This window comes from Cloacibacterium caeni (assembly GCF_907163125.1).
GTDB classification, from domain to species: domain Bacteria; phylum Bacteroidota; class Bacteroidia; order Flavobacteriales; family Weeksellaceae; genus Cloacibacterium; species Cloacibacterium caeni_B.
The window spans coordinates 340,961-355,377 of the sequence record NZ_OU015319.1 but is presented as its reverse complement, the minus strand read 5'-3'; the positions used below and the strand labels follow the sequence as shown (position 1 = coordinate 355,377).

13 protein-coding genes are annotated in these 14,417 nt (G+C 32.9%); 8 read left to right on the top strand and 5 right to left on the bottom strand.

All coding sequences use genetic code 11. The features are described from left to right. Nucleotides 1-9: 9 nt before the first annotated feature. Entirely contained in the window at nt 10-621 is a 612-nt protein-coding gene (gene recR / locus KKQ79_RS01635; protein WP_213188677.1) for a recombination mediator RecR, read from the bottom strand. A 70-nt stretch (nt 622-691) separates the two neighbouring features. Here recR and KKQ79_RS01630 point away from each other — a divergent pair, with 70 nt between their 5' ends. The 6 genes from KKQ79_RS01630 (at nt 692) to KKQ79_RS01605 (ending at nt 7,429) form a co-directional block, all read left to right on the top strand. Continuing rightward, nucleotides 692-1,294, top strand: coding sequence for an LURP-one-related family protein (locus KKQ79_RS01630; RefSeq protein ID WP_213190660.1), 603 nt, complete (start codon nt 692-694; stop codon nt 1,292-1,294). A 47-nt stretch (nt 1,295-1,341) separates the two neighbouring features. Next, nucleotides 1,342-1,725, top strand: a complete 384-nt coding sequence (locus KKQ79_RS01625; protein ID WP_213188676.1) for a hypothetical protein — start codon at nt 1,342-1,344, stop codon at nt 1,723-1,725. A 77-nt stretch (nt 1,726-1,802) separates the two neighbouring features. Next, a complete protein-coding gene (locus tag KKQ79_RS01620; protein WP_213188675.1) occupies nt 1,803-3,245 on the top strand; it encodes an aminoacyl-histidine dipeptidase in 1,443 nt (480 codons plus the stop codon). 233 nt (nt 3,246-3,478) lie between these two features. Beyond that, nucleotides 3,479-3,955: a T9SS type A sorting domain-containing protein gene (locus KKQ79_RS01615; RefSeq protein WP_213188674.1), complete on the top strand. Its 477-nt coding sequence runs from the start codon at nt 3,479-3,481 to the stop codon at nt 3,953-3,955. A gap of 91 nt (nt 3,956-4,046) precedes the next feature. After that, a complete protein-coding gene (locus tag KKQ79_RS01610) occupies nt 4,047-4,811 on the top strand; it encodes a hypothetical protein (protein WP_213188673.1) in 765 nt (254 codons plus the stop codon). 116 nt (nt 4,812-4,927) lie between these two features. Next, nucleotides 4,928-7,429 carry a M14 family zinc carboxypeptidase gene (locus KKQ79_RS01605; RefSeq protein ID WP_213188672.1) on the top strand — a complete coding sequence of 834 codons (2,502 nt, stop codon included), beginning with the start codon at nt 4,928-4,930 and terminating at the stop codon, nt 7,427-7,429. Between the two features lie 72 nt (nt 7,430-7,501). Here the strand turns inward: KKQ79_RS01605 and KKQ79_RS01600 are convergent, their stop codons facing one another. Next, complete coding sequence (locus tag KKQ79_RS01600) at nt 7,502-7,831, bottom strand: 2Fe-2S iron-sulfur cluster-binding family protein (protein ID WP_213188671.1); 330 nt, start codon at nt 7,829-7,831, stop codon at nt 7,502-7,504. A gap of 91 nt (nt 7,832-7,922) precedes the next feature. After that, a complete protein-coding gene (locus KKQ79_RS01595) occupies nt 7,923-8,975 on the bottom strand; it encodes an NAD(P)/FAD-dependent oxidoreductase (protein WP_104792358.1) in 1,053 nt (350 codons plus the stop codon). A gap of 185 nt (nt 8,976-9,160) precedes the next feature. Here KKQ79_RS01595 and KKQ79_RS01590 point away from each other — a divergent pair, with 185 nt between their 5' ends. Further along, nucleotides 9,161-9,925 (top strand): DUF3108 domain-containing protein, encoded by a 765-nt coding sequence (locus tag KKQ79_RS01590; protein ID WP_213188670.1) that lies wholly within the window; start codon nt 9,161-9,163, stop codon nt 9,923-9,925. A gap of 133 nt (nt 9,926-10,058) precedes the next feature. Further along, nucleotides 10,059-12,485, top strand: coding sequence for a DUF5916 domain-containing protein (locus KKQ79_RS01585; RefSeq protein WP_213188669.1), 2,427 nt, complete (start codon nt 10,059-10,061; stop codon nt 12,483-12,485). A 75-nt stretch (nt 12,486-12,560) separates the two neighbouring features. On the opposite strand, the gene pheS is transcribed toward KKQ79_RS01585, so the two are convergent. Both pheS and KKQ79_RS01575 read right to left on the bottom strand, forming a co-directional pair. Continuing rightward, entirely contained in the window at nt 12,561-13,571 is a 1,011-nt protein-coding gene (pheS, locus tag KKQ79_RS01580; RefSeq protein ID WP_213188668.1) for a phenylalanine--tRNA ligase subunit alpha, read from the bottom strand. A gap of 138 nt (nt 13,572-13,709) precedes the next feature. Further along, on the bottom strand, nt 13,710-14,366 hold the full coding sequence (locus KKQ79_RS01575; protein WP_213188667.1) for a YceI family protein: 657 nt from the start codon (nt 14,364-14,366) through the stop codon (nt 13,710-13,712). Nucleotides 14,367-14,417 lie beyond the last annotated feature (51 nt).

Genomic DNA, 14,417 nt, shown 5'->3' with positions numbered 1-14,417 from the left:
TTATAAAAATTACATTTTTTCGTTGTAAGGCAAGCGGTTCACAATACTTCTTCCCAAAGAGATTTCGTCTGCATATTCCAGTTCATCACCCACAGAAATTCCACGAGCAATGGTAGAAAAAGTCACCGGAAACTCTTTGAATTTTTTGTATAAATAATACGCTGTAGTATCTCCTTCCATGGTTGCAGAAAGGGCAAAAATCAATTCTTTTACTTTTCCTTCATTCAGTTTTCTTTCAATAGAAGAAATATTTAATTGATGTGGCCCAATTCCTTCCATGGGAGAAATCTTACCTCCCAAAACCAAATATTTACCATTAAATTTTGCAGTATTTTCTATCGCCATGACATCTCTTACATCTTCTACAATGCATAGCACCTCATCATTTCTCTTATGATTACTGCAAATTTCGCAAATATCTTCATCTGAAAAATTATGACATTCCTGACAATATTTAATGTCCGTTACCAATTTTTGGATGGCTTTACCTAGTGCCATTCCTTGAGATTCTGGAACGCGAAGCAAATGCAAAGCAAGTCTCAATGCAGATTTTTTACCAATTCCAGGCAAACTAGAAATTTCTTCTACGGCTTTTTCTAAAACTTTACTGGGAAAATTCATTATACAAATGTACTTTTTAATTTGAAAATCTGAAAATTTGGAAATTTAAAATTATCTTTATCAAAAATAAATTTCTATGCAAAATCTTCAGTATCCGCTATTTTTAAAATTTAAAATTTCTACCCTTTCAAGTGATTTCAATATTTCTGACAAAAACGGCAATTCTTTGGCTTATGTTCGTCAAAAATTATTCAAACTCAAAGAAGATGTAGTTGTTTACAATAACGAAAGCAGAACGCAGGAAAACTTCAGAATAAGAGCCAATCAATGGATAGATTTTAACGCAAGTTATGCCATAGCAGACCACACTGGAAAGAATTTAGGAAAAATCGCCAGAAAAGGAATGCGCTCTATTTGGAAGGCTACTTATTTTGTAATGGATGCTTTTGACAACCAAAAATATAAAGTTCAAGAAGAAAATGCTTGGGTAAAAATTATAGACGGATTCTTTACCGAAATTCCAATTTTGGGAATTTTTACAGGTTATTTTTTCAATCCTACTTATATCATTTATGATAATAACGGGAAGGAAATTTACCGTTTGAAGAAAATGCCTTCATTTTTTGGTAGAAAATTTCAGTTAGACCAAATCAATGAAATTGCAGATGAAGATGAAACTCTGGTAGTTTTAAGCCTAATGATGATGGTTTTATTAGAAAGAGCAAAAGGTTAACATCAAATCAAAAAATATTTATTATCTTTGATAAAATCCAAAAAATTATGAAAAAGCTAATATTAATTTCCGCAATACTTTTTTCTGCACTTTCTTTTGCGCAACAAAATTCTTCTAACAATGTAAAAAGAGATAGCGATAATTATCAAAGCTATTTTACCATGAATGACGCTTCGTTTAAAAACAATGAAGCAGATTTAGAAATTAGCAAATATTATTTTGACATCAGAAAATACATTAAATCAAAGAAAGCAGAACTTTCTTCAGAAGATTATGAAACGCTAATGAAGCAAAACGAAAAAGACTTTACCACCATTAATAAAGCGGTTTATGGAATGAGCGCTCGATTATTTTTAGAAAAATACGGCGAAGAATTAGAACAATACAAGAAAAAAATTTACGAACAAGTAGATTTACTTGCTAAAAAATAAAAGAAAAGCCTGCATTTTGCAGGTTTTTTTATGTTTACATTTTCACGATTCATTATCTTTGTAAGAAATCATTTTATATGTCAATTACCCATTTAGAACCTCAAAATATTTGGAAAAACTTCGCGGCGCTTAATGCCGTTCCACGTCCTTCTAAAAAGGAAGAAAGAGTAATCGCTTTTATTAAAAATTTTGGCGAAAATCTTGGTTTACCCACTTCTGTAGACGAAGTTGGAAACGTCATCATCAAAAAACCAGCAACCGCAGGAATGGAAAACCGTCAAACTGTGGTTTTACAATCTCACCTGGACATGGTTTGTCAGAAAAATAATAATGTAGATTTCGATTTTGATACGCAAGGAATCGAAATGTATGTAGACGGAGACTGGGTAAAAGCAAAAGGAACCACTTTAGGTGCAGATAATGGACTTGGCGTTGCAGCCATTATGAGTATTTTAGAAAGTACAGACATTGCTCATCCTGCGATTGAAGCGCTTTTTACGATAGATGAAGAAACGGGAATGACGGGTGCGCTTGGTTTAAAACCTGGTCAATTAACAGGCGAAATTTTATTAAATCTAGATACAGAAGAAGATGACGAAATAGATATAGGTTGTGCTGGTGGAATCGATGTAACTGCTTCTGCCAACTATACTCTGACTTCCACTTCATCAAATTTTGTAAAAATTGAAATCAAAGGTTTACAAGGTGGCCACTCTGGAATGGATATTCATAAAGGTTTTGGCAACTCTAATGTAATCTTGGGAAGATTACTTTATACAGGCATTTCAAACGAAATTCAATTGATTTCTATTGACGGAGGCGGATTGAGAAACGCTATTCCTAGAGAAGCTCACGCTTTGGTTGCCGTAAATAACGCTTCTGAATATTTACAGAAATTAGAAACTCTTAAATCTGATATTTTAGAAGAATTTGCATCGGTTGAAAAAGATTTAGAAATCAATTTCGCTACCGATGAAAATACAGAGAACGGACTTTCTGTGGAAGATTCTAAAAAAATTATTTTAGTTTTAAAATCTGCTCACAATGGTGTTTACAGAATGTCTCCAGACGTTGCAGATTTAGTAGAAGCATCTAATAATATCGCAAGAGTAGAACTGAAAAACGGTGGCTTAAAAATCTTAAACCTTACTCGTTCTTCGGTAGAATCTACCAAAATGGCTGTTGCCGAACAACTGAAATCTGTTTTTGAACTGGCAGGAATGCAAGTTGAGTTTTCGGGTTCATATCCAGGTTGGAAACCAAAACCCGGTGCAGAAATCATTAAAATTATGACAGAAATTTATGAAAAAGACTTCGGAGCAAAACCTCACGTTGTAGCTTGTCATGCTGGTTTAGAATGTGGAATTATTGGAGCGAATTATCCAAAAATGGAAATGGTAAGTTTCGGACCTACGATTAGAGGAGCGCATTCTCCAGACGAAAGAGCGAATATTCCTTCAGCACAAAAATTCTGGAAATATTTACAAGAAATCTTAAAGAATATTCCTGTGAAGAATTAAGAATTGTCTTTTAACTTTAAAAAAAATCCAAAACATTTAGTTTTGGATTTTTTTTATATATTTGAATAATAATAACCCTGAAAAAATCCTTTATAGAAAAATATTAAATAAAAATCTATTTTTCAATTGAAATTTCTCTGAAAACAAAAATACATTAGCATAAGTCTAATAGTATTTTATTCTTTGTCAAATATATTTTACCAATTACAATTAAATTAATAACAATTATTAAAATGAAGAAAAAAAAGTACATTATTTTAGCTTTGGTCTTAAGCAATTTTTTTCTTATAAAAGCCCAATCTGCTATTGTCTCTTCTGGTTCTGACACTAGTTCTTCAGCAGGAATGGTAAGCTCTACTATTGGAGAAACGATTTACACTACTACAAGCTCGGGAAACGGAAGTATTTCTCAAGGCACCCAACAAGCTTATGAAGTAAGCACTTATTTAGGAATTAATGAAACAGAAATCAAACTTCTTTTCAACGCTTATCCTAATCCGGTTACAGATTATTTAACGATTAGCATCAATAAAGATTATAAAAATGTAAGTTTTGAACTTTTAGATTCTAATGGTCGTCTCTTAGAATCAAAAGAAATAACTTCAAAAGACACAAATATTAATATGATTAAGCGTCTCCCTTCTCTTTATTTATTGAACATAAAAAAAGGAGCTAAAACTATTAAAACTTATAAAATAATTAAAAAATAATACTATGAAAAAAAATCTATTTTCGCTGTTTGCCTTTTTATTTGCAACTTTATTAATTGCGCAGACACCTAATTTAATTAGTTATCAAGCAGTGGTAAGAAATGCATCTAACGCATTAGTAGTTAACCAATCTGTAGGAATTAAGTTTAGTATATTAAAAAGTTCTATTAATGGAACTACAGTATACTCTGAAACCCAAAACTCAACTACAAACAACAACGGACTTTTTACTGCTAAAATAGGTAGCGGAAGTCTTGTAAGTGGCTCTCTAACAAATATCAACTGGGGAAACGATTTATATTTCATAAAAACTGAAATAGACCCTACTGGTGGTAATTCTTATACCATTAATGGCACTTCTCAACTTCTTAGCGTTCCTTACGCTTTACATGCCAAAACGGTAGACGACAACTCTATAACCACAACTAAAATTTCAGCAACAGGCACTGCTAGTTCTAGTACTTATCTAAGAGGAGATGGAACTTGGGCTACATTATCCACAACAAACGCTCCTTTTTCTGTTGTAAATGTAAATTCTACAACATTTAATTACACCGTACAAAATTCTAGTATTGGAGGTGTATTACTTTTAAATTATTCCGCTTTTACTTCTGAAACTGTTAATATAAACATTACTTTACCATCTCCAGCTGTTGTAGGAAATGGCGCAAGACTAAAATTATCATACACTCAATATAACAGTAATACAACAATTAAAGTAAAAAGTAAAACGCCTTTTGGACTACTTTACACTGCTTCTGATGGGATAAAAGCCTCTAACACTTATGGAATAACTATTAGCGCAACGGAATTCATTTGCGATGGAACAAATTGGTATGAAGTACCTTCTCTTTAATACTAGTTTTAAAATAAAATAAAAAAAATTCCAAAACATTTAGTTTTGGAATTTTTATTAAAAACCTATTTCTAGTAATGATATAATCGTTATTTTTGAGAAAATTTAAATCAGATATGAAAAAACTCTTATTTCTTTCATGGATTAATATTTTTGCAATTGGTTTTGCACAGGTAAAAAGTCCAAATGAATTTATACCCACTTATGGAAAACAAATTACCCTTTATCATCAAGTAGAAGATTATTTCAATCATCTTACCACTCAAACTCCTTATGTAAAACACCAGAAATACGGTGAAACTTCAGAACATAGAAATCTTAATCTTTATTATATCTCAACTCCTGAAAATTTAGCCAACCTAGAAGAAATAAGACTTCAGAATTTAGCTTCTATTGGTATGGCTCCTAAAACCTCAACCAAAATCGGCGACAAACTCATTGTTTGGCTAAGTTTTAATGTACATGGCAACGAATGGGCTGGAACCGAAAGCGCTCTTTCTGTAGCTTACGAATTAGCGAACCCAGAAAATAAAACAACTAAAGAATGGCTGAAAAACACGATTGTTATCTTAGACCCATGTCTTAACCCTGATGGATTTTCCAGATACGGAAACTGGCTAAGAGAAATTTCGGGTAAAAATACCAATCCTAATAAATTCGACAGAGAACATGCAGAAGAATGGCCTGGCGGAAGATACAATCATTATGTTTTTGATATGAACAGAGATTGGGCTTGGCAAACACAAGCAGAAACTAAGCAGAGAATGGCAATTTATAACCAATGGATGCCACATGTACATTCGGATATTCATGAGCAAGGATATGATTCTCCTTATTTTTTCCCGCCTGCAGCAGAACCTCAACATGAATTTATTGAAGCCTATCAAAAAGATTTTCACAAATTATTAGGAAAAAATATTGCCGCAAAATTTGATGAAAAAAATTGGTTATATAATACCAGTGAAAGATTTGATCTTTTTTATCCTAGCTATGGAGACACTTATCCTATGTACAATGGAGCCGTAGGAATGACCATAGAACAAGGCGGAATTCGTGCCGGTAGAGAAGTTACGATGGAAAATGGTGTAAATCTTACCATCAAAGAAAGATTAACCCATCATAAAACTGCTGTTTTAGCAGTAGTAGAAACCTCTGCTTCGCAGATGGAACCATTAATAAAAGGATTTAGAAATTTCATGAATAATCCTAGAACGAAGATGAAAGGAAAATATGCTACATATGTGGTTAAACACAATCCTAAAAACGTTCAATTAGCAGAACTCCTCAAAATTAATAAAATAGAATATGCTTATGCAACTGAAAAAATGAGCACAAGCGGTTATAATTATTTCAGTAAAAAAGATGAAAGTTTTTCTGTAGAGCCCAATGATTTAATTGTAAAAGTAGATCAACCGAAAGCGGTTTTCACACAGATTTTATTTGAACCGACTAATAAAATGACGGACAGTCTTTCTTATGACATTACCGCTTGGAGCCTTCCTTTAGCTTACGGCGTGCAAGGTTATGCGGTGAAAAATGCTTTAAATATAAAAACAAAAAATTCTATTGAAACTACTTCTAAAGAAATTCCGAAAAACGTTTACGCATTTTATGTACCTTGGAACAACAGAATTTCTGCAGAAATTGTAGGCGAACTTCACAAAAAAGATATTAAAGTAAGATATGCCATGAAACAGGCTATTTTTGGCGAGGCTACCATAGAACCTGGAGGAATTGTTATCACTAAAGGAGACAACCCAAAAATTACTGATTTTGAAAACCTTGTAGGAGAAATCGTAAAAAAGAAAAATGATTTCACTACTATTTCTACAGGTTTTTCTAAAAATGCTAAAGATTTAGGTGGAGAGAACTTCCCGTTGATGAAAGCTCCAAAAGTACTTTTACTCTCTGGTGAAGGCGTTACTTCTACTGAGTTTGGTGCTGCTTGGTATTATTTTGATGAAGTCTTGAATTATCCTGTAACAATTGTGGAGCAAAATAAACTCAAAAATGTAAAACTTTTTGAATTTAATACTTTGGTGTTGGCAGACGGAAAATATAATTTTTCTGATGCTGAAATGAAGAGATTAACAGAATGGATTAACAATGGCGGAAAAGTAATTGCAATTGATGGCGCACTAAATATCTTTGACGGAAAAGAAGGTTTCGCCTTAAATCCTTATGCTTCAGATGAAGAAAAACAAGCTGCGGAAAAATTAAAAAAAGAAAAGGAGTTGAAAGAACGTTTCTTAGATTCTGGCAGTGAAGAAAGAAGATTATTGGCCAATTCCATTCCTGGTGCAATCATTGAGAATAATTTAGACATTACCCATCCTTTATCTTTTGGATTAGGCAAAAAATATTACAGTTTAAAAACGGGAGACAAAATCTATTCTTTATTGAAAGGAAGCAACAATGTAGTTTATGTACCTAAAAACTATAAAAGCTATGGTTATATTGGCCACAATTTCGGAAAAAAACTACCCGAAACAGTAAGTTATTCAGTAGAAAGCAAAGGCTCTGGTAAACTGGTTTACATGATAGACAATCCGCTTTTTAGATCATTTTGGGAAAACGGAATTCTGTTATTTAGCAATGCTTTATTTTTAGTGAATTAATTCAATCTTGATAAAGAAAAAGGCTGTTTCGGAAATTGAAACAGCCTTTTTTTATTTTTTTCAGAAGAACATTTACTCGTAAGGAGCCAACTCTACTTCCAGACCTTCTAAATCTTCTGTAATGTGAATCTGACAGCCTAATCTAGAATTTTCTTTCACATTATAAGCTTCAGAAAGCATCGCTTCTTCTTCATCTGATTTTTCAGGAAGCGTAGTATCACTTTTTACATAGCATTGACAAGATGCGCACATTGCCATTCCTCCACAAACACCAATGGTTCCTTCTTCTGCTAATTCATAGAGTTTCACGATTTCCATCAAGTTCATCGCCATATCTGTAGGCGCAGCAACTTCATGGGTAACTCCGTTTCTATCTGTAATTTTTATGTTTACATCTAACATTTTAGTAGTTATATTTTGGTAATTGGTAGTTGGTAATTGGTAGTTGGTAATTAGTAATTGGTAATAAGTCTAGCTACCAAATACTAAAAATTTAATCTATCTTCTTCACTACTGCTTTTTCAGCTTCTTTTCTGGTTCCATCGAAACCATCTACTCCACTTACAGTAGTATATTTCAAGACATATTTTCTACCAGGATTCATTCTATTGTAGACACTTTGACACATCAAAGTTGCTTCGTGGAAACCACACAAAATTAATTTTAATTTTCCTGGATAAGTATTCACGTCGCCAATTGCATAAACGCCTTCAATATTGGTTTGATAATCCAAAGCGTTATTTACCACAATCGCATTTTTCTCAATTTCTAATCCCCAATTCGCAATATCACCTAATTTAGGAGTTAGTCCAAAAAGCGGAATAAAATAATCGGTTGCCAAATCGTAAACTTCACCTTCTTTATCTACTGTAATAGCTTCTATATGACCATCACCTTTTAGACCAATTACTTCTGCAGGTGTAATTAAGTTAATCTTGCCCGCATTTTTAAGTTCTTGTACCTTTTCTACGGAGTCAAGAGCACCTCTAAACTCATTTCTACGATGAATAAGCGTAACAGATTTTGCCACATTAGACAAGAAAATACTCCAGTCCAGTGCAGAATCACCGCCACCAGCAATTACAATATTTTTATCTCTGAAATGTTCAGGATTTTTCACAAAATATTCTACTCCTTTTTCTTCGTAGTCTGCAATATTGTCAATCAAAGGTTTTCTCGGCTCGAAAGTTCCTAAACCACCAGCAATTGCCACAGCTTTTGCACGGTGAATAGTACCTTTATTGGTAATCACTTCGAACGTCCCATCTTCTAATTTATTAAGAGTAGTTGCAGTTTCTGCCAAAGTAAAACCAGGCTCAAACTGTTTAATTTGTTCCATTAAATTATCTACCAATTCACCAGCTAACACTGATGGATAGCCAGGAATATCAAAAATTGGTTTCTTAGGATAAAGTTCTGCCAATTGCCCACCTGGTTGTGGTAATGCATCTATGATGTGACATTTAATTTTAAGTAAACCTGCCTCAAAAACAGCAAAAAGACCGGTTGGTCCGGCTCCGATAATCAATAAATCTGTATTTATCATTTATATATTTTTTATTGTAAATTTGAATTACGAATAAAAACTTTTCATTTTTTGCAAATATAGCAAATTTTGTGGTTTGGCCTATGTAACTTTTATGACATTTGTCACAACTGATTATGCGTAAAATTGCCACTTTAAAATTTTGGCAAAGAATTTGCGAAGGAATAAATATTTAAAAATCGATTATGAAAAAAATATTCAATTTTATATTTTTATTAATTTCAATCTCTGTTTTTTCACAAATTGACAATATTAAAAGTGGTGAAAAACTTTCGTATAGGTTACATTATGGTTTCTTAAATGCAGGAACAGCAACTCTTACCACCAACCAAATCATGTATAAAGGAAAACCTCATTACAGAGTAACAGGAGTTGGGAGAAGTACAGGTGCGGTAAGAGCTTTTTTCAAAGTAGATGATGTGTATGAAAGTTACATTAATATCGCTACTGGATTGCCTAGTTATTATGTTAGAAACGTTTCGGAAGGTGGTTACAGAAGACATTATGAAACCGAATTTAACCATGATAATCAATCTCTTACACTCACCAATAAACTAGACCAAACTTCTAAAAATTTTAAAACCATGAGAGGAATTCAAGATATGCTTTCTTCTTTTTACAACCTTAGAAGCATGGACAAATCTAAATTTAAAGTTGGAAGCAATATTAAAATGAATGTTTGGATTGATGACGAGTCTTATCCTTTTATGCTAAAAGTGGTTGCTGTAGAAAACAAAACCACCAAATTTGGAGATATTTCTTGTCTTAAAATCAAACCTTACGTAATGAGTGGTAGAATTTTTAAATCTCAAGAAGGCGTTACGATGTGGGTAACCAATGACGAAAACCACGTTCCCGTAGAAATCAGAGCAGAACTTTTAGTAGGTTCTCTCAAAGCAAGTTTAGACGGATATGCCAACGTAAAATATCCTTTGAATTTTTCTAAATAAATTTCTTGAAATATAAAATCCGACAATTTTTGTCGGATTTTTTTGTACTTAATGTAATAAAACTAAAAGATTAGTTGTTCTAATTGAAACAAATGAAAATTTTTTGCAACTAATTTCTTTAAATAAAAAATACATGAAAGTTCAAATCATCATCTTATTCACTTTTCTTTTTGTTGGTTTTTCCTCGGCACAAGAAGAAAAAACCGAAAACATTACCCGGAAAACCATTAACGCGGTAAGAGTAGAAAAAGCGCCAAAGATTGATGGAATTTTAGATGATGAAATTTGGAAAAACGCACCTATTGCCAATGATTTTATAGAACTAAGACCTAATAATGGCAAAGCTGAAAATCCTGATTTCAAAACAGAAGTAAAAGTCGCTTATGACGATACTGGGATTTATGTTTCTGCGATGATGTATGATAAAGAACCTTCTAAAATCGGGAAAGAACTCACCGAAAGAGACAATATAGGAAATGATGATTTTTTCGTACTTTTTATTAATGGATATAATGATAAACAGCAGAGTTTAGAGTTATTCGTAACTGCAGCAGGTGTACAAGCAGATAGTAAAATCACCAATCAAAATGGGGAAGATTTTTCATGGAACGGAATTTGGTATTCTGGCGTAAAAATTTTAGAAAACGGTTGGTCTGTTGAGATGAAAATCCCATATTTCGAGATGAGATTTCCTAAAAGCGAAAAACAACAGTGGGGAATTAATTTTTTTAGACAAATTAATAGATTGCAAACCGCTTATACATGGAATCATGTGAATAATCAAAAAGGTAGTTTCTTATTATATGACGGAATTCTAAACGGTGTAGAAAATATACAAACGCCTACCAGATTATCTTTCCTTCCTTATTTTTCGAGTTATGTAAATTATTTTGACGGAAAAACCACTACCAACATCAATGGCGGAATGGACGTGAAATATGGAATTAATGACGCTTTTACACTAGACACCACTTTAATTCCCGATTTTGGACAAACCAATTTTGATGCTACCGTTCTAAATTTGGGACCATTTGAACAACAGTTCAGCGAACAGCGTTCGTTTTTCAATGAAGGAACAGAGCTTTTCAACAAAGGAAATATGTTTTATTCCAGAAGAATTGGTGGTTTCCCAAGTAAGTTTCCTCAACTTGCAGCCGATGAAGAATTTGCAGAAAATCCAGAAAAAGTAAAACTTTTTAACGCTACTAAAATTTCAGGAAGAACAAAAAAAGGATTAGGAATTGGATTTTTCAATGCCATTACCGAAAAAACGGAAGCTTCCATCAGAAATATCAACACTGGCGAAATCAGAAAAGAAGTAACAGAACCTTTGGCGAACTATAATGTCTTTGTTTTAGACCAAAGATTTCGTGAAAATTCTTCGGTTTCCCTCATCAATACAAGTGTGATGAGAAGCGGAGATTTCAGAGATGCTAATGCAACTGGAGTTTTCCTAGATTTAACCAATAAGAAAAATACATTTAATGTTTTCGGTTCTACAGAGGGAAGTTGGGTTTTCGAAAATCAAAAACAAAAATTCGGTTTCGAAGGAAATGCTGGTTTTAACCAAATTATTAAAGGTCATCAATTCGGCGCAGAAGTTTTCTTGAGAGATAAAAATTATGATATTAACGACCTTGGATTTACTGGACAAACCAATTATGTGAATTATAGTGCGAATTACAATTACCGTTATTTGCAACCAAAAGGCAATATCAATCAATTGAATTACAGCCTTAGAGTAAACAATAACAGAAGATTAGAAACCGATTTATTTGCAGATTTCGTGATTCACCAAAATTTACAAATTACCAATAAAAAGTTTTTCAATTTCGGAGGTGGATTGATGGTAAAACCACTTGGAACCAATGATATTTACGAACCGAGAACCTTCGGAAAATATCTTTTCATTCCGGCAATGTATAATCCATGGGTTTTTGCCAATACAGACGAAAGAAAAAAATTCAAAATCGGTGGTTATGTAGAATTTTATAAATATAATGAAGATAAGAGAATTACGTATATGTCAGAAATCAATACCCGATATCGTTTTAATGACCATTTCTCTATTTTCCACACTTTAAATTATGCTAATTTCAATAATGAAACAGGATTTGTAGGAAAAGACGCCACGAATATTTTCATTGGCCGAAGATTAAGAAATTCTGTGGAAAACAGTGTTTCTTCTCAATATACTTTTAATGAAAAAATGGCGATTAATCTAACTTTCCGTCATTATTTTTCGGAAGTTGCCTACAGACAATTTTACACGTTAAAAGATAATGGAGAACTCAATCCAGACACTAGTTTCGCCGAAAACAAAGATGGCACCTTCAATTCATGGAACTTGGATTTACGTTACAGTTGGTGGTTTGCGCCAGGTTCACAGCTCACTTTACTGTACAGAAATCAAGCTCAGAATTTCTTAGATGTAGCCAGATTAAGCATGAGAGATAATTTTGACCGATTATTTAACGAACCTATGATTAACAATCTTTCGCTCAGAATTACCTATTTCTTAGATTACAACAGAGCAAAAAATTGGTTCAAAAAATCTTAAAAATAAAAAAGCGTTCAAAAAATTTTGAACGCTTTCTTTTTATCATTTCTGAAAATTTCAATAATAAATTCTAATTTATAAATGCCCGAATTGCTCTAGCATTCTCTTATCATTTTCGAAGAACATTCTGATGTCTCCCAATTGATAAAGCAACATTACGATTCTCTCAATTCCCATTCCGAATGCGTAACCAGAGTATTTATCCGCATCGATATTTACATTTTTAAGAACGGCAGGATCTACCATTCCACAACCCATAATTTCTAACCAACCGGTTCCTTTGGTAATTCTATAATCGGTTTCAGAATTCAATCCCCAATAAACATCTACTTCTGCACTTGGCTCTGTAAAAGGGAAATAAGAAGGTCTCATTCTGATTTTTGATTTTCCGAAAAGTTCTGTTGTGAAAAACTGTAAAGTCTGTTTCAAATCTGCAAAACTCACGTTTTCGTCTATATATAAACCTTCTATTTGGTGGAAAATACAGTGTGAACGAGAAGAAATAGCTTCGTTACGGAAAACTCTTCCCGGAGAAAGAATTCTAATTGGCGGTTGATTTTCTTCCATGTGACGAATCTGCACCGAAGAAGTATGCGTTCTTAATAAAACATCTGGATTTTTCTCAATGAAGAACGTATCTTGCATATCTCTTGCAGGATGATATTCTGGTAAATTAAGCGCAGTAAAGTTGTGCCAATCATCTTCTATTTCTGGTCCATCAGAAACTGCAAAACCAATAGATTTAAAAATCTCAATAATTCTGCCTTTTACTAAATTAATAGGATGACGAGAACCCAATTCCAACGGAAAAGCAGGTTTCGTAAGGTCTTCTTTTTCGATAATAATTTGGCTAGAAGTAGCTTCTTTCAGCTCTTCTAACTTAGTATTTACTGCTTGTTTGAGTGTATTGATTTTTTGACCAAATTCTTTTTTCTGTTCATTAGGAACTTCTTTAAATTTTTCGAAAAAATCATTTAAAATTCCTTTTTTCCCATTGAATTTGATACGAAATTGTTCAATTTCGTCTTTGTTAGTAGAAGTAAAACCTTGCACTTCTTTCAATAACTCATCTATCTTATCTAACATCGGTTTGTTTTATAGAATTGCAAAAATACGGATTTTAATTTTTAACCACAAAAACCAGCACAGAATAATCCCGAACTTAAATCATAAAAAAAGAACTCACAAAACTGCGAGTTCTATTTTTTACTTGGTTCTTGAAAATTACTTGCTTTCTAAAGCTTTTACCAAAATCTGAAGATTAATTTCTTTGTTCAGCAAACCATTTTCTAGAGGAAGCTCAAATTTCAACCCGAAATCTTCTCTGTTAATATCTGTTGGTTCACTTGCAATGCTTACATTTCCGTCAGCTACCGTTACATTTGCTTTAAACTGAACTGGCTTTGTGATGCCTTTAATCGTAAGATTTCCTTCTAAAAGCGTGTTATAATCTCCAGCTGCATTTTCGGTTACTTTGGTAATTTCATAAGAAGCGGTAGGAAATTTTTCTACCTCGAAGAAATCTCCACTTTTTAGATGACCTTCTAATTTGGCTTTCATTTCTTGGTCATCTTTTAAATCTATATTTTCTAGTGTGGTAATATCTGCCACGAATTTTCCTGATTGCAGTTTACCATCTTTTACGGTAACGTCTCCACTTTCAAATTTTATAGAACCGAAATGTGTGGTTTGATCAGACTTTAGCACTTTATAACCTTTCCACTCTATTCTACTGTTCATGGTGTCTACTTTGTAGAGCACACCATCAGTTTCGGTTAAAACTTCATTCGCTTCGCTGGTTACAGGTTTATCTTTTCCACAAGAAATCACCAGAAAAGAGAGGACTAAAATCCCAAAAACGCTATATAAATTCTTTTTCATTTTTAACTGTTTTTTATCATTTTACTTCTGCTAAAGTAAGAAATTTCTCTT